The sequence below is a fragment of the Patescibacteria group bacterium genome, assembly GCA_040390045.1.
Lineage (GTDB): Bacteria > Patescibacteriota > Minisyncoccia > Phycocordibacterales > SIBU01 > SIBU01.
In genome coordinates, this window is sequence record JAZJZC010000003.1 from 131,642 (window position 1) to 148,764 (window position 17,123).

Sequence of the window (17,123 nt, forward strand, 5' to 3'; positions counted from 1 at the left end):
CGAACTCCGAGTACGGAGCACCGGGAAATCAAGAATTCCGATTTTTGATTTTATTGTAGAGATAGCCAACGATAGAACCAATAAGGAAGCCAGCAATAATTGGTAGGGATAAATGCACCACCTGACGGGGCCACGTTTCAAGAAAATATCCCATAGGTTCCAGACAATTAGTGGAACCAAGTTTGCAGGTAACAAAAAATATCTCGTTGAAATTTATAAGAGTATAGACAAGGGGGAATAGGCCTAAGATTAATCCTAGACTTCCTCCCTTTTTCCAATACGGCCAAGTTTTCCAATTCATAGCTTTTCTAAACCCTAAACCCTTTACCCTTCTTACATTTACTCCTCGGTTTCTCCTGGTTCAGGTGCTGCGGCTAAAGGATCGCCATCTTTGAGCCGTCTTTTGATTTCCTTAAGAATTTCGTCTGCCACTTTTTTATTCTCCTTGAGGAATTGGCGGGTTGCATCATAACCTCGGCCGAGTTTGATATTTTCAGCTTTCTTTTCTTTGTTTGCTGGAGTGCCTGTCTGTGCTGGTAGGTATTCATACGACATGCCACTTTTTTTAACAAAGCCCATTTTTTCTCCAAGCGCAATCAATTCTCCTTCGCGAGAGATACCCTCGTTGTACATGAGATCAAATTCGGTTTGCTTAAATGGCGCTGCTACTTTATTTTTCACCACCTTCACTCGAATGCGTCCTCCCATAATTTCTTCACCTTTTTTAATTTGAGCGATGCGGCGAATATCGAGACGTACTGATGTGTAGAATTTCAAAGCCTTGCCTCCCGGGGTGGTTTCAGGATTACCGAACATCACACCGATTTGCATGCGGATCTGGTTGATGAAGATGACGATGGTTTTACTTTTGGCGACGATAGCGGTGAGTTTGCGAAGCGCTTGGGACATAAGACGAGCTTGCTTGCCCACATGTTGAGCTCCCATATCGCCTTCGATTTCATCTTTCGGGGTAAGGGCGGCCACAGAGTCGATGACAATGACGTCGAGCTTGCCTGAGCGAACCAAGGATTCTACAATTTCCAAAGCTTGTTCACCTGTATCAGGCTGTGAGATCAAAAGCTCGTTAATTTTTACCCCGAGTCGTTTGGCATACTCAGGGTCCATGGCGTGTTCAGCGTCGATGAAGGCGCAGATGCCGCCTTTTTTCTGAGCTTCGGCAACCACATGAAGTGAGAGGGTAGTTTTACCACTTGATTCTGGACCAAAGATTTCGACAATTCTTCCTCGTGGAAGACCACCAACACCAAGCGCGGCATCAAGTCCGATCGAACCGGTGGAGATGGCATTAACATCAACACGCGGTTTGTCACCAAGCTTCATGATTGAATCATCACCGAATTTGGTTTTGATGGCGTTCAATGTATCTTCAATGTTTGCGCCGATCACTTTGTCTACTTTTTCTTTTTTTGGTTTGCCGAAGGCCATAGATTAGTTTTTAAAGTTAATAAAGTTCGTCAAGTTATAAAGTAAGAGTAGTGTAAGTATAAAAGATTTAGGGAATATTTCCATTGACTTAGGCGCTCTTTCGATTCTTGATTTTGCCGTAGAGAAAGCCGAAAAAAACGCCAACGATTGACCATGTTACCACGCTACATAGAGTTATAATTAGAAGCGACAACGCATCCGAAAGTTCAGGATATGCTCGATCAAAAAACGAAACAAACGGGTAAAGCGGGCTTGTCTCTATAAACGGAAGGCAAGCATAGCCGGAGGAAGCCGCGTAAATGGATGTGTGAACGCAACCGTAGTATGCAATACTAAAAAGTGCAGTAATCCCTCCTGCAATTATTCCTCCTTTTATCCAATACGGCCAATGTTTCCAATTCATAAAAATAAAATTAGTTTATAAAGTTAAAGATGAAGTTGAGCTTGCCGATTCATTTGTATTTTCGTACTGATTCGTATTTTGTATTTTATAAACCAGCTCCAAAGTTTTCTGTATCTTTTTCCCAAACCGATCCTGGGCTTCTACGGTCAGTAGATTATAACCCGGCAGGAGCAGTAGTTGCTCTCTAAAATCTCCTTTTGAATCCACAAAAATTATTCCACCGTTTAGAGAGATGGTCGAGATGTTTTGGGCGTTACCAGAGACTGTCACTAGTGGCTCCGTAAATAGGGAGCCACTTGCAGGTTCATGTATGGTAACGATAGGGCCGGCTCGGAATTCGCTTGATTGTCGATAGCCATAAGCTCCGATAGCGAGAATCGCGAGGATAACGAGAGAGATGGTGATGATTCGTTTGCTGGCGCGGTCCATGGGTATGACTTTCGTTTAGTTTGTTGGTCCTGCGGTTTCTTCCGGTGTTTCGGCTGTAGGTTCTGAAGGAGTTTCAGCATTAATGACCTCTCTTGGTCTGGCGCCATCAGCCGCGCCGATAACGCCGCGTTCTTGAAGTAAGTCTACCAATCGTGCGGCACGCGCGTACCCAATGCGTAATTTACGCTGGAGGTATGACGTTGAAGCTTTGCCAGCATGAAGAACTTCTTCTTTGGCTTGCTCGTACATGTCGTCATCATCTTCAAGACTTTCTTCGCTGCTAAAAGTAGATTCGAAGATGGCATTTTTCCCGGCTACGGCTTCTGGGGTGAGGTTGAGCTCGCTCGGCACTCCGCTGTCGTAATTTTCTTTCAAATAGTTAACTACTTTTTTCAACTCTGCTTCGCTAATGTAGGCCGATTGGATTCTTTGTGGTTTGGACATTTCATTTCCTAAGAAAAGCATGTCGCCGGCGCCGAGTAATTTTTCAGCCCCACCGGTATCAAGAATGGTTCGGGAGTCGATTTGTGAGGACACTTGGAGGGCGATTCGGCCAGGAATGTTGGCTTTAATGAGACCGGTAATGACATTTACTGAAGGTCTCTGGGTGCTGAGGATAAGGTGAATACCGACAGCTCGACTCATTTGAGCGAGGCGTACGATGGCGGCTTCGAGCTCCCTTGGGTAGGTAGACATAATATCGGCCAACTCATCGATGACGATGACAATGTAGGGCATGAGTTCTGGCATCTTCATGTCAGCGTCCGGCGTTTCTTCTTTTTGTTTTTCTAGTTTTTTGAGTTCCGGCTCTAAAACATTTTTATGGTACGACTCAATATCTCGCACCGATTCTGATTCAAAAATGTCATAGCGGCGATCCATTTCTTTAGCCGCCCACTTTAGAGCAAGAATAGCTTTCTTGGCTTCGGTGATGACGGGCGTTAGAAGGTGGGGGATTTTGTTGTACAAGGTGAGTTCAACCCGTTTAGGGTCGATCATAATGAATTTGAGGTTTTCAACCGGATTTCGGAATAAGAGTGAGGTGATGATGGTATGAATGGTGACCGACTTTCCTGATCCTGTGGTACCAGCGATCAAGAGGTGGGGCATTTTTGCCAGGTTTGAAAAATGAGATTTTCCAGAAATACCTTTGCCGAGAGATACAAGGAGTGGCTTTTCGGATTTCTGGTATTCTTCGTTTGCCAAAAGAGTAGCGAGACCGACGGTTGATTTTGTTGAGTTTGGAATTTCAATTCCCACTAAAGATTTTCCTGGGATCGGAGCTTCGATTCGGAGTGGGTGAGCGGCAAGTGCCAAAGAGAGGTCATTTTGCAACGCCACAATTTTTGAAAGTTTTACACCTTCAGCCGGTTTTAAAGCATATCGAGTGACCGACGGTCCGATTGAAATTTCATCCATTTCAACGTCGATGCCGAAGTTGAGCAAGGTTCTTTTAATAATGTTTTTGTTGGCGTTGATGTCTCCAACAACAGCCTTTCCCTTATCACGCTCGAGAAGACTCAGTGGTGGGGGAATAAAAGTTTTCCCGAGATTTTTAAATGAAAAACTAAGAGATCTTTTATTAAATGCCATTTCGTCCTCCTCTTTCGAGATTGCAATCTTAGGGATTACCTGGACAGGTTTTTTTTGTTCCAATTTTTCCTTAGCGGGTGTCACTTCCGACTCTTCAGGTTCTTCGGGAACATCTTCTTCATATACCTTGGTGCGAGCCTCGGTTTCTACCCCTACTTTTTTTGAGCGGAATTTTTTGAAGAAATTAAACATCGGTTCGAACGCAATACCCGTTTCAAAAATGATCAAGACTGAAATTATAAAAAGGGCAGTTAAGACAATGAGCGCGGCTGACACATCAAAGAGTCGTAAGAGTGGATTGGAAACAATTCTTCCCACAAACCCGCCTTCAGTTGGAACGTAAATATCCATCATGCCCAAACCAGAGAGTAAAAAAATAACTGTCGCTGCAATTTTAAGGATGTGAATTTTAGGCGAGATCGACTTGAAAGCAGAAATGCCGAGCATGATAAAAATAAGTGGTACAAGATAGTATCCGAGTCCAAGTAGGAAACTAAACCATGTATATAAAGTGTCTCCAATCGGTCCCGCCTTGCCGATCGATGCAAGGGTAAACAGTATTGAAATCATGAAAAAAATTATGGCAAAAACTGCTTTTTTTGTGCCATCAGGGATACTGTTCCAAATTGAATTACTTGTCCTATCCTTAGAATCTTTTGATTTTTTACTCATGGGTTATTGGGGAAAATATTCTAGTATCATAACATAAATTAATTTTGCTGTGATCTTAAAAGTCTAAAATCAGGATGTTTTCAGGGGTTTTTGTGGAGGCCCTGCTACACAGGGACTTATTAAAGACACTTTACATTTTTATTCTTCAAGGCTATAGTGTGACTTAAGGGACATAAAGGATTTTCAAAATCACGGCTCAAAATCTCAAAGACAAGTAAAAGACTATGGATGACAACAAAAAGGACACAGAAGTTTCAAATAAAGGACAAAATGTTGTAAATAACCTTGTTTTAAGGCTTTTTACAAAGGACAACTACTTACTTTTTGTATACAAAAAATCTGAAAGAATTGTTTCCGCGTTGTATTTGGTGACCAATTCGCTTTCAGACGAAGAACCTCTCAAATGGCAGTTGAGGAGTTTGGGACTGCATGCTGTAGCTCAAGTTTTGTCTCTTTCCTCAGCTCAGAAAGATCGGGTCGAACTTCTCCAGTTGTTGGTCACCGATCTCATCAAGCTTCTTTCGACTTTGGAAGTCGCGTATGTTTCAGGGTCACTTTCAGAAATGAATTTTCTCATTCTTAAAAAGGAGTTGGAGAATTTACTCGAGGTGATTGAAGCCAACGGATTTAGCTCCAAGGTTTTATTGGAACACAAAGCTTCGTTGGGGCCTGATTTTTTTACAGTACCACCTACCGAGTTGAAAAGAGATTTGTTAGCTCAGTCCGCACAACTTATCTATCCGACACAATCTCCCGAAGGTCACATCAAGGACTCCGAGCATTCAACGGATAACAAAATTTTGCAACAAAAGACATACAAAGGACAAGAAAAAACAAACAATGTAATAAAAGACAAAAGCAATCTTGATAGAACACACCATGTCTCTAAAGTCGGCAATCAATCCCTCAGCGGTTCTGAAAGAGAAAACCGAATAATCGAATTATTAAAGACTAGAAATAACCTTAATATAAAAGATTTTAGCTCAATTATCAAAGGTTGCAGTGATAAAACAATTCAGCGGGATTTGTTGAAGTTGGTCAGTCAGGGTGTCCTTAAAAAAGTGGGTGACCGGCGATGGAGTCGCTACTCTCTATTCCATTCCGCTCAATAATTTTTTGAGCACGTTTTTTATAAAGGTCATAAAACTGAAGTGTACTTTCTGGTCACATTATAGAGTATCTAATTTAAGCTAGTTTTGGTCCATATTTCCGGCATATTCTGACCCAAGAGTGCTGTTTCTGCTGACTATGGATTAATTGACTTTTCGGCTCCATTTGTGCAATATATCCCTAGGGCTATGTTCGGTCGCGAGAAAACTTAAAATCAGGCTCAATAAAAGCTCCGTATTGGAGTTATCCACATATCTAGTTTTGTGTCATTGGGCTGGTTAGATGTATAATTGTCTGAGGTACAGGAAATGTTACTAGATTGCAATTTTTGTAATCTAGTTGTCAGTGTCTTTACAGAAGCAATTATCGGTTTTTACAGACTGAAATTGAAAGTAAATTCGCACCTTGAAATTTTAATAGCGACTCAGATTTAAATTTTCTGAACTACATTTTCCGCGCTCGATTAGTTAAAGATTGAGATTCCAATTAACCTATCCAACTAGCTCGCAGTTCTTGTGTCGATGTATGAGATTTGCGAGATTAGTGAAAGTTGAAACAGTAATAGAAATGACCTTCGATTTTTTTAAGAGATCGAGGGTCGCGTATTAATTCAGATATTTAGTGATTAGTTTTAAGTCGAAACAAAAACCACTAAATATCACGTAGCATAATTTCCCTTTCGAAATTATTAGCTTTATTCGTTAAAGAAAATTGGTAGGGGAATTATTAATTAGCAATTACAATTATTTATGTATCAGACAAAAACAAAGAAATTTGTTGCAGGTTTGATTGGTGCCTCTTTGGCATTAAGTTTGGCTTTCGCGGTCACCGTAAAAGCTGACACCGTATCAGATCTAACAGCACAAATTGCAAGTTTGCTCGCAACCATCACTGGTCTTCAAGCACAACTTTCAACTATTCAAGGAACACCATCAATGAGTACAGGCTTTACTTTCTTAACTGATCTTCAGGTAGGAAGTAAAGGTACTGATGTTATGAATCTTCAAAAGGTTCTCAACATGAGTGCTGACACTCAAGTAGCATCTGGCGCATCAGCCGGAGCTCCTGGTTATGAAACTTCAACCTTCGGTCCTGCTACAAAAGCAGCCGTAATGAAGTTCCAAGCCAAGAAGGGAATCACCCCAGTCCTAGGTTATGTTGGACCTAAGACTCGAGCGGTATTGAACGCGATGTCTACAGTTGTAGTCAATCCGGGCAATCCAAACAATCCTGCTCCAACTCCTGGAACAGGTTTGACCGTTTCAAGTCCAGTTCAACCAGCCACCACGATTGCTCCTAACGGTGCATCTCGTGTTCCATTCACCAAGATTACCTTGACTGCAGGAAATGATGGCGATGTGACTGTCAATTCATTGACAATCCAGCGAACAGGTTTGGCACAAGATGCCGCCTTCGCTAGCATCGTTCTCATCGATGAACAAGGTCTTCAGATTGGTACATCAAAGACTTTCAACTCAAATCACCAAACAACCTTGGGTGACCCATTCGTGATTCCACGAGGCACTTCAAGAACATTGACCGTTGCTGGCAACATGCCAACAAGTGGATCAAGCTACTCTGGACAGGTTGCAACTTTGACTGTTGTTGGAGTTAACACTTCAGCTACTGTCACTGGTTCGCTTCCAATCACCGGTGCAGCTCAAACCATGAACTCTTCTCTTACTCTAGGTACAGCAACATTGTACTCTTCACAGTACGATCCAGCTTCAAACCTCAATAAGAGTATCGGTGATACAGGAGTTAAATTCTCTGGTATCAAAGTTACTGCTGGTTCAGCAGAAGATGTTACCCTTTGGTCAGTTCGCTGGAACCAGACAGGTTCAGCCGGAGCAAGTGATATCGCTAATCTTGTAACAGTTCTTGATGGTACTTCTTACCCAACAATCGTTTCAGCCGACGGTAAGTACTACACGACTCTTTTCCCAAATGGCATCGCCATTCAGAAAGGATTCTCAAAAGAATTCTACATCCAAGGTGATATCGTTGGTTCAGGTTCAGCAAACCGAACTGTAGAGTTTGACCTCTACAACGCTTCAGACCTCTACCTTTCAGGAAACACCTACAACTTCGGTGTTACAGCTACACCAAACTCAACTGGTACTTTGACTTCAACCTCACGTTCAAAGTTCACGACTTCAACTCCGTTCTACGGCGGTTCAATCGTAACTATCAACGCAGGAACAGTTACAACTGTTAGTAAGTCAACGACAGCTGGTGCAGCTTCAAACATTGCAATCAACGTTCCGAACCAAGTTTTGGGAGCCTTCGATACAAACATCAAGGGTGAACCAATCTCAGTTCAGAGCATGGTCTTCCATCTTTCATCCAACTCAAGCGCTACAACGAAAGTTATCACCAGCGTTTCATTGGTTGACAAGAACGGATCAGTTGTTGCCGGTCCTAAGGATGCCGCTGGTGTAAACGCCGCTGATGGCGCAGCCGGAGCAGCCGGAGATCAAACAGTAACCTTTACTGACACAGTTACGTTCCCAGTAGGTCCTGGAACATACACTTTGGTTGGTAAACTTCCTGGTGGTGCTACTGGTTACACTAACGGTTCAACCGTTATTGCTTCTACAACACCTTCAGGTTGGGGAACAGTACGAGGCCAGATCACTGGTAATACTTTGACTCTCACCAACGCTTTGTTCGGAATGAACACGATGACTGTTCGAACCGCAAACCTAGCCGTTGCCGCTTCAAACAATCCTTCAGCCCAAATCGTAGTTGCAGGTTCACAAGGTTTCACCTTCACAAACCTCCAATTCGATGCTACACAGTCAGGTGAAGATGTTCGAGTTACAACGATTCCATTGACCTTGACCTACACCGGTGGTGCAGGTACAGATGTAAGTTCTTGTGGACTGTACGACGGAGCAACCCTCTTGACTACAGGTTCAAACATTGTCAATCCTGACACCACAGCAAGTGCCGCTCCTTATACCTTTACTCTTGACCAATCTCTTGTGATTTCGAAAGGAACCGTCAAGACGATTTCAGTTAAGTGTAACGTGTCTGGTGCCGCTACTGCCTTCGTTGGTCACTGGGATATGACATCAGCTCAAGTTACAGCTCTTACAGTTACAGGTGTTACCTCAACAGGTTCTGTTACAGCAACAGGTTCTGCTACAGGTCTCGCCATGACTGTTGGTTCAGCTACATTGGCTGCCACAGGAGATACTTCTGGAACTTCTTACAAAGTTGCTTCAGCTGGAACATCAGGTGTAACAACAGCTGCCTTCCGATTGAAAGCTACAAACGACAATGTTGATCTTCAGAGAATTGTTCTCAAATTGACCAACACTGCTTCGTCTTCATCATCTGATGTAACGCAAGTTCACATCTTTGATGGATCAACAGAAGTCGGTACCGCAGTATTTACTGGTGGTAACTCATTTGCCACATCAACTCTAAATACTCCAGTACACCTTCTTCGAGATACTGATAAGGTTTTGACAGTCAAGGCTGACTTGGCAAATATCGGTACTTCACAGGCCGTTACGATGTCTGGTCACTTGATTAACATTGATATTGACACCAACGACACTGCAGGTACCTACGGTACAGGTGTTGGATCAGGTGTTCGAGTTAACTCAACAGGTAGTACTTCAATCGCAAGCACTGGTATTCGAGTATTCAAGTCATACCCTTCGTTTGCACAGGATACTATTACTGCTTCTGGACTCGGCGCCAACTTACCACTTCTTAGATTCAAAGTTACAGCAGATACAAAGGGTTCCGTTAACATCGCTAAGTTCTTGCTTAGCTTGTCAACATCTTCTGTTACTATAAGTGGTGTTAACATCTTTGCATTCACTGACTCAGGTTATTCACAACCCCTATCAGGTGTGAACAGCGGAGGTCAGCTTATGTCAACAGCTGTTAGTACAGGTGCTGGCGGTTCAAGCTACGGTGCTATCGCTATCTACCCACAAACAGTTGCAGGTGCTACTACAACCATTCAGGTTGCATCTGGTAACACTATGTACTTTGAAGTACGAGCAAGCACGGTTACCACTTCAGGAACTAGCTACAACGTAGTTACAACCCTAAAGGGTGATACGGGCTACCCATTGGTAAGCAATACCTACTTCATGTCTACAGTTGCTGGATCTGACGCTGGTTCAAACAGCGCTCTTAACAGCTTGATCTGGTCACCAAACAGCACCACGACCCCTTCGGTCAACGATGTTGATTGGACAAACGGCTACGCTCTTCCTGGTTTGCCTTCAAACGGCATCAGCCAGAGTCGATCAAACTAAGCTTCTTGTGGTCCTGATTGCATCTAAAGTGCAAAAAGGATGAGCTGGCAAACCCCTCCCGATTTACTTCGGGAGGGGTTTTGCTTTTCTTTATTTTCTCTTGTTTGAAAAATCCCCCCGACCTTCGGCCGGGGGGATTTTTCTTGCTTGGGAAGAAATATTTATATACAATGGTTCGATGAACAATAATTGGCAGAAAATTTTACTAACATTTGCCCTCCCTATTATTTTAATTGGGGCGGTTGCATTTTATATTTACACTGATTTGCATCGTCCGGCTATAAATAGTCTTTCAAATTCTGAAACTACGCAAAACATTCCGATAGTCGCAAGTACAGGCACTTCAACTGGAGGCTATACAGTGACGATGCTTGATCCTAAGAATGGAAAACCTTCTCAAGCAAATGTTAAGAAACCAGATCTGAGCGCGTCTGTAGTAAACAGTAGTCACATTGATGATGCGGCTTTTAAAGTAATCGCGCAGAACATTACGACACTCACAAACGATTTAAAAAAAGATTCAACTGATGAGTCAAAGTGGCTTAATCTTGGAATTTTTAGAAAGATGATAGGGGATTATCCTGCGGCTCTTGAAATTTTCACCTATGTTTCCATGGCGTGGCCAACAGATTATATTCCATTCAACAACATGGCCGACCTCTACCAATTTTATTTGAAAAATTATTCCTTGGCTGAGAAAAATTGGCTTCAAGTGATTGCCCTGAAGCCGGATTATCCAGATGCGTATGAAAATCTGTATGTTGTGTACAGAGATTTTTACAAGGAAAAACAAAGCCTGGCCCTGCCGACCCTTCTTAAGGGCTTAGAAAATAATCCAAAAAGTATCGATTTAATGGTATACGTCGCTCGACATTATCGCAGCACTGGAGATACGGAAAAGGCTAAAATATATTATAATAAAGCCATCGCCCAAGCGCGTTTGGTTAAGGGCTCTCAACTTGAAACTATGCTCAGCACTGAAGCCGGTGAAATCTAAAGTTGTCTTATGTCTGATTCTTCTAAAAAAGATTTTTTAAAATTTGCTTTCGGGTTCATGGGAATGATTTCTGTCAGTTTCCTTTTGCTGGTGGGCGTTGGGTTTTACCAAGTGGAAATTTCCGACGCCAATAAACTATCTTCTGTTGAAACGGCAAAATAATTTAGCCCACTAAACCGATATCATGTTTAGTTTTTTAATTTTCTCGATCGCGATAATTTTAGGATTTGTTGGAGTTGTGTCGCTCAAAAGGGGGGCGATTTTTTTGCCGATGGAGAGGCGGAAGCTCACTGAAATGCTGAACGTTGTAAAAATTATTCCAGGCCAAAAAACCCTTGATTTGGGATCTGGCGATGGAAGGATTGTTATTGCCATGGCAGAAGCAGGAGCCTTGGCGCATGGCTTTGAGCACAACCCGATTCTAGTGTGGTGGTCACGATGGAAAGTAAAAAGAAAAGGCTTAGTGGGGAAGGCTTTTATCCACAATAGCAATTTTTGGGAAGAAGATTTTTCGTCTTATTCAGTAATCACTGTTTTTGGAATCAATTACATTATGGAAAAGCTTGAAGATAAACTGACAAAAGAAACACGCATTGGAACTCAGGTAATTTCATATTTGTTTCCTCTTCCTACGTGGAAGCCCACGGCGATCAAAAAAGGTTTCTATTTTTATACACGTACATAGGCGGTTTTCTTTTTTGACAATTCTTAAAGTGTCAGTATACTGATTCTTATAAGGCCAGAGACAGTAGACAGCCACATAGGTGTGGCAGAGGTTCTACCGAGGTTTTGACGGATTTTCCGCCCCTCCTGCCTTTTTGGTCGACAAAATAGTATATGGTATTACATGTTAGGTAAACCTAATACGTAATACCCCATAAATCATGCCTATATCAAAAGAAAAGAAAGGAGAAATCTTAACTAAGCTTAAAACTGTTGGTGCTGCAAAAGCTATGGCTTTTGTTAATTTCCACGGCTTAACTGTTGCAAACGCAACGGAACTTCGCAGAACTTTGAAGGCTTCCGGAGTATCATACTTCGTTGCTAAAAAGTCTCTCGCAAAGAAAGCTTTGACGGAAGCTGGTATTTCAGGCACTATGCCAGAACTTACTGGTGAGCTCGGAATCGCCTTCGGAGAAGATGATATCGCTCCTTCACGAGAAGTGTTTGTATTTCAAAAAAAGTTTGAAAACAAAATTACTCTTTTAGGAGGAGTATTCGAGGGAAAGTTTATTGGGGCTGATGAGGCTAAAGCTTTGGCTCTTATCCCATCGCTTCAAACTCTCCGCGCTCAGTTTGTTAACCTTATCAATTCGCCAATACAAGGATTGGTAATGGTTCTCGATGGAATCGCGAAGAAGAAAGTATAAGGGAGCGTAGCGAACACTTACGCATGATGTAATCATCAGGCGTTTAATATTAATCACTAATTTATTAATTCCAATGGAAGAAACAAAAGTAGAAGTTCCAGCAAAGTTTAAATCAATCGTGGACGCCGTTGAATCAATGTCCGTTCTTGATCTAAACGAGCTTGTGAAATTGCTTGAGAAGAAATTTGGCGTATCAGCCGCGGCAGTTGCCGTCGCCGCTCCAGCCGCAGGTGCCGCCGCAGCAGGTGAAGAGAAAACCTCGTACAACGTAGAGTTGAAAGATGGAGGTGCTCAGAAAATTGCCGTTATTAAAATCGTTAAAGAAGTTTTGGCTCTCGGACTTAAGGAGGCTAAGGATCTCGTAGATGGAGCTCCAAAGATGCTTAAGGAAGGTATGAAGAAAGCCGAAGCGGAAGATTTTAAGAAGAGAATTGAAGAGGCCGGAGGAAAAGTAGAATTGAAATAAGATTTCAATTCTACTTTTCCGGAGGTGCCGAATTTTTCCAACAAAGAAAAATTCGGCCAAGGAGGAAAAAGGAACCAAAAAACTGTACGATATATCGTACAGTTTTTTGATTTAAAATAAAAACCACTCACAAGATTAATTTTGCGAGTGGTTTGCGTTGAGAGGTTTTACCAACACTCCCCTAGTTGGTGAGAACCACGTCTTCGGGACGGCATGCGCATTTAAGGATGTCCTCACTCGGCGGACCACGTTTGATGCCGTGACACGTAGGACAAAAGTCTCGTCCACAGCGGTTGCAGTGATGGTCAGAAACTTCCCCTTCAAAGCAGACTGGGCAGGATCCCTCACAGCCACATTTTTTCGACATAATATAATGTTATCTTCAGTGCCTAACTGAGCACAATAAAAGCATTTAAGTTTTAATTCGTCAACCCCTCGCGCAATTTTTATCTAGTGCTATGATGGCGGACAAGGAGGGTGTAGGGGTTAGGGTTTAGTCATAATCAGATTAAACTCCTCTAAACCCTTCACCCTAAACCCTTTCCCAATATGGAAATCCTATCAAAACTATTCGGAGGAGATGCGCGAGTTAAAATACTCAGGCTTTTTCTTTTTAATCCTGGCCAAACGTACAGCTCAGGCGATATCGCCATGAGATCAAAAGTGGCCTTGCCAGCAGTTCGCCACGAAGTGGCCCTGATGAAAAAACTCGACATGATAAAAGGGAAGCGCTTTAGTCACTTTGTTCCCGTCAAAAGAAAAAAGAAAATGGTCATGGTGCGCAAGACTGAAGGCGGTTGGATTCTCAATTCCACTTTTCCATATCTTTCTCCTATGCGTGAACTTTTGATCAACACCGTGTTGGTGCGATACGGCGACATTATCCGGCGACTTAATTCTGCTGGCCGAATCAAGCTTGTGATTATTTCTGGTATTTTTATTCGCGATGAAGATAGTCGTGTTGATATTTTCGTAGTTGGAGACGGTATCCGAATGGTGGCATTGGAAAATATTATAAAAACTATCGAATCAGAAATTGGAAAAGAGTTGCGCTATGCCGCGTTTGAAACGGCTGATTTTAAGTACCGTGTTTCTATGCACGACAAATTGATCAGAGATGTTCTAGATTTTCCTCATAAAATTATCTTAGACAGACTCAATTTTAACGCTAATCTTTAGTAGCGCTTTATCCACAGTGGGGTTCTTAAGCCTGAGCGAAATGATATAATTAAGAAGGACCAAAAGAGGCGTTAAGAGCTGGTGCTGGTCGGTAATCATCAATTTTCACGCCACTGTATTAATAATTATTTATAATAATTTCATATATGATTCAAAATTGGGGTATGGTATTACAAGGTTCGTTTCAGGATGTTTGGATGGGTTTTGCAAAGTTTGTTCCAAATCTCATTGTGGCTATTGTTATCTTTCTTATCGGTTGGTTTGTTGCCAACTTGTTAGGTAAGGTGGTAGCGCAAATAATTCGATCGGTTAAAGTTGACCACGCGCTTCGCACTGCTCAAGTAGATATTTTTCTTAAGCGTGCAGGTTTCAATCTAGACTCAGGAGCCTTTATTGGAGGTCTTGTTGAATGGTTTATTATTGTTATTTTCTTAGTAGCTTCGTTTGATGTTTTGGGTTTGAGTCAGGTTAACATGTTCCTCCAGCAAGTGGTTCTCGTCTACTTGCCGCAAGTCATTGTTGCCTCGTTAATTATTTTGGTTGCAGCGGTTATTGCCGAAGCAATGCAGAAAGTTGTTTCTGGCGCAGCTTCAGCTGGCGGAATTAAATCAGCTAATTTTGTCGGATCGATCGCGCGCTGGTCCATTTGGATTTTCGGTATCTTGACCGCTCTGTTTCAGCTCGGTGTCGCCGCTCCGTTTATTCAGACTTTGTTTACCGGTATTGTCGTGGCGCTTGCGATTGCTCTAGGGCTCTCATTTGGATTGGGAGGACAAGAAGCCGCATCACGATTTATTGAAAAAGTTCGTCAAGAAATTTCTGAGAGACACACGCATTAATTTTAGGATGTATCTTTGAAAAATGCCCCGCGGGCTCTGCCCGCGGGGCATTTTTGTTTGCAGAAATGCGCCACATAGCTTCTTTAAAAACTCTCAAAAACCTCAAAAATAAGGCCAAAACTTGTCCACTCTGCCTAGCGTATTGACTTTATTTGAACTCTCTATATACTTATCGAATTGTTGAAAATGTTAAAAAAACTTAATTTAAAGCGGAGAACATAAAGCCATTTCGTGGCCTTGTTTAGTACCCGCTTAGGAAAAGCGGTTTTTTTGTTTCTGAAATTCCTGTTGTTCGAAAATTGAATCCTGCCACAGCGAAGACGTTGGTGTTAGTGTTGGGTCTTTTCAAGCGCTGGAGGTGGAGCTTTGTATATGTTAGATCATGTACAAGCAAAATCTTATATTCTTCTGAACAAAGAGTATAAGAAAAAAGGTAAAACAAAACTTGTTACAAAATTTTTTCGCTGTTGGCGAATTAATTTCATGTAACAGGATTAAACAAGAACGTGGTGTAGAGATCAGTTAATTCATTGTAAGTGAATTGACACGATCGATATGAGGTCTGGGGGAGTGGTCTCCCAGACCTATATAAATTTCCTAATAGGAAATTAAGAGCATATGGTGGATGCCTAGACTAGAACGAGGCGATGAAGGACGCAGCACGGCTGCGATAAGCTACGGGGAGGTGCCTAGCAACCGTTAATCCGTAGATATCCGAATGGGGAAACCCATCTCAAAGAAATTTGGGATATTCTGAACTTGCTTCAGAATGCATACCCAGGGAAGTAAAACATTCTAGTACCTGGAGGAAAAGAGAACAATTGTGATTTCCTTAGTAGCGGCGAGCGAAACGGAAACAGCCCAAACCGACCGCATCACATGGAATGTGATGGGCGAGTTGTAAAGTTTCAAGTTTATCAAGTTTGTAAAGTTAAGACAGGATGCACGTGCATTTTGATTTTACTTGATGAACTTTATAACTTTATGAACTTTTAACTTGCGCCATCGCGCTTCGCGTGATGCGGTTGGGGTTATAAGGCAGTGACTTCGGTATTTATATCGAGGAGAGTTATAAAATATTTTATTAACAGAAGTATCTGGGAAGATACATCCAAGAGGGTAATAATCCCGTATGTGAAAATAAAGTATCTCTTCTGTCACTGTTCTTGAGTACTTCGAGACATGAATAGCTCGGAGGAATTTGCCGGAACTAACCGGTAAGGCTAAATACTCTTCTAGATCGATAGTGAACAAGTACCGTGAGGGAAAGGTGAAAAGAACCCCGGTGAGGGGAGTGAAATAGACCTGAAACCATATGCTTACAAGGAGTCGGAGCGGGCATCACATGGGATGTGATGCCGGGTTACAAGTTTCAAGTTTTTAAAGTTTGTAAAGTAAGACCAGATGCAAAAGCATTTTGTATTTACTTGATGAACTTTATAACTTTATGAACTTGGTACTCGGGACATCGCGTTTCGCGCGATGCCCGTCACGGCGTGCCTATTGAAGAATGAGCCAACGAGTTGATTTATACGGCGCAGGCTAAGTCCCTCAAAAGGATGGAGCCACAGGGAAACCGAGTGTGAATAGCGCGTTTGTCGTATAGATCAGACCCGAAGCCAAGTGAGCTTACCCTGGGCAGGGTGAACTCTCGAGAAATCGAGAGGAAGGCCCGAACTGGTTAGCCGTGCAATACTATCGGATGACCTGGGGTAAGAAGTGAAAAGCTAATCGAACTTGGTAATAGCTGGTTCTCTCCGAAATAACTTTTGGGTTAGCGTTGCGTGTTCCTTTTGGGGGTAGAGCACTGGAAGGTCTCGACAGGTCGAAAGATCGCGAAACCTATCAAACTCCGAATACCAAAAGTCATAGCGCAGCAGTTAGACTGTGAGGGCTAAGCTTCACTAGTCAAAAGGGAAACAGCCCGGATCTCAAGTTAAGGTCCCTAAATTATAGCTAAGTGCACTCAAGGTGGTGGATTTTCACAGACAGTGAGGATGTCGGCTTAGAAGCAGCCATCATTCAAAGAAAGCGTAACAGCTCACTCACTAAGAGAATCTGCGCCGAAGATAATCGGGGCTCAAGCTATGTACCGAAACTGAGGATGTAATTTTTCTTCGGAAAAATTACGTGGTAGGAGAGTATTCGGATCGCAATGAAGCCAAAGGGGTGACCCATGGTGGAGCGTTCCGAAGTAAGAATGTTGGCACAAGTAACCACAATGCGGGTGAGAAACCCGCACGCCGAAAGATCAAGGTTTCCTTGGCGATGATTGTCAGCCAAGGGTTAGTCGGGCCTAAGCGAATGGCGAAAGCCGCACGCGATGGACACATGGT

General features: G+C 42.6%; 14 protein-coding genes and 1 rRNA gene. 10 read left to right on the top strand and 5 right to left on the bottom strand.

The genetic code is table 11. The features are described from left to right. Positions 1 to 339: 339 nt before the first annotated feature. The 4 genes from recA to V4467_03560 form a co-directional block, all read right to left on the bottom strand. Entirely contained in the window at positions 340 to 1,446 is a 1,107-nt protein-coding gene (recA, locus tag V4467_03545) for a recombinase RecA (protein MES2088039.1), read from the bottom strand. A gap of 88 nt (positions 1,447 to 1,534) precedes the next feature. Then, complete coding sequence (locus V4467_03550) at positions 1,535 to 1,849, bottom strand: hypothetical protein (GenBank protein MES2088040.1); 315 nt, start codon at positions 1,847 to 1,849, stop codon at positions 1,535 to 1,537. Positions 1,850 to 1,864: 15 nt separating this feature from the next. Further along, positions 1,865 to 2,278: a hypothetical protein gene (locus V4467_03555; GenBank protein ID MES2088041.1), complete on the bottom strand. Its 414-nt coding sequence runs from the start codon at positions 2,276 to 2,278 to the stop codon at positions 1,865 to 1,867. Positions 2,279 to 2,293: 15 nt separating this feature from the next. Further along, on the bottom strand, positions 2,294 to 4,543 hold the full coding sequence (locus V4467_03560) for a DNA translocase FtsK 4TM domain-containing protein (protein ID MES2088042.1): 2,250 nt from the start codon (positions 4,541 to 4,543) through the stop codon (positions 2,294 to 2,296). Positions 4,544 to 4,767: 224 nt separating this feature from the next. Here V4467_03560 and V4467_03565 point away from each other — a divergent pair, with 224 nt between their 5' ends. From V4467_03565 to rplL, 7 genes are all read left to right on the top strand, one after another. Continuing rightward, the gene (locus tag V4467_03565) at positions 4,768 to 5,655 is read left to right on the top strand and encodes a DeoR family transcriptional regulator (GenBank protein MES2088043.1); all 888 of its coding nucleotides are present in this window, start codon (positions 4,768 to 4,770) and stop codon (positions 5,653 to 5,655) included. A gap of 747 nt (positions 5,656 to 6,402) precedes the next feature. After that, positions 6,403 to 9,936: a peptidoglycan-binding domain-containing protein gene (locus V4467_03570; protein MES2088044.1), complete on the top strand. Its 3,534-nt coding sequence runs from the start codon at positions 6,403 to 6,405 to the stop codon at positions 9,934 to 9,936. A gap of 178 nt (positions 9,937 to 10,114) precedes the next feature. Next, positions 10,115 to 10,933, top strand: a complete 819-nt coding sequence (locus V4467_03575; protein MES2088045.1) for a tetratricopeptide repeat protein — start codon at positions 10,115 to 10,117, stop codon at positions 10,931 to 10,933. A gap of 9 nt (positions 10,934 to 10,942) precedes the next feature. Then, entirely contained in the window at positions 10,943 to 11,095 is a 153-nt protein-coding gene (locus V4467_03580; protein ID MES2088046.1) for a hypothetical protein, read from the top strand. A 22-nt stretch (positions 11,096 to 11,117) separates the two neighbouring features. Beyond that, positions 11,118 to 11,618 (top strand): hypothetical protein, encoded by a 501-nt coding sequence (locus V4467_03585; GenBank protein ID MES2088047.1) that lies wholly within the window; start codon positions 11,118 to 11,120, stop codon positions 11,616 to 11,618. A gap of 199 nt (positions 11,619 to 11,817) precedes the next feature. Further along, entirely contained in the window at positions 11,818 to 12,303 is a 486-nt protein-coding gene (rplJ, locus tag V4467_03590; GenBank protein ID MES2088048.1) for a 50S ribosomal protein L10, read from the top strand. A gap of 73 nt (positions 12,304 to 12,376) precedes the next feature. Next, on the top strand, positions 12,377 to 12,769 hold the full coding sequence (gene rplL, locus V4467_03595) for a 50S ribosomal protein L7/L12 (protein MES2088049.1): 393 nt from the start codon (positions 12,377 to 12,379) through the stop codon (positions 12,767 to 12,769). A 181-nt stretch (positions 12,770 to 12,950) separates the two neighbouring features. On the opposite strand, the gene V4467_03600 is transcribed toward rplL, so the two are convergent. Next, positions 12,951 to 13,136 (bottom strand): hypothetical protein, encoded by a 186-nt coding sequence (locus V4467_03600; GenBank protein MES2088050.1) that lies wholly within the window; start codon positions 13,134 to 13,136, stop codon positions 12,951 to 12,953. A gap of 182 nt (positions 13,137 to 13,318) precedes the next feature. Here V4467_03600 and V4467_03605 point away from each other — a divergent pair, with 182 nt between their 5' ends. The 3 genes from V4467_03605 to V4467_03615 all read left to right on the top strand — a co-directional run. After that, positions 13,319 to 13,948: a hypothetical protein gene (locus V4467_03605; GenBank protein ID MES2088051.1), complete on the top strand. Its 630-nt coding sequence runs from the start codon at positions 13,319 to 13,321 to the stop codon at positions 13,946 to 13,948. 146 nt (positions 13,949 to 14,094) lie between these two features. Continuing rightward, a complete protein-coding gene (locus tag V4467_03610) occupies positions 14,095 to 14,787 on the top strand; it encodes a hypothetical protein (protein ID MES2088052.1) in 693 nt (230 codons plus the stop codon). Positions 14,788 to 15,385: 598 nt separating this feature from the next. Next, positions 15,386 to 17,123, top strand: a 23S ribosomal RNA gene (locus tag V4467_03615); the annotation flags it as partial.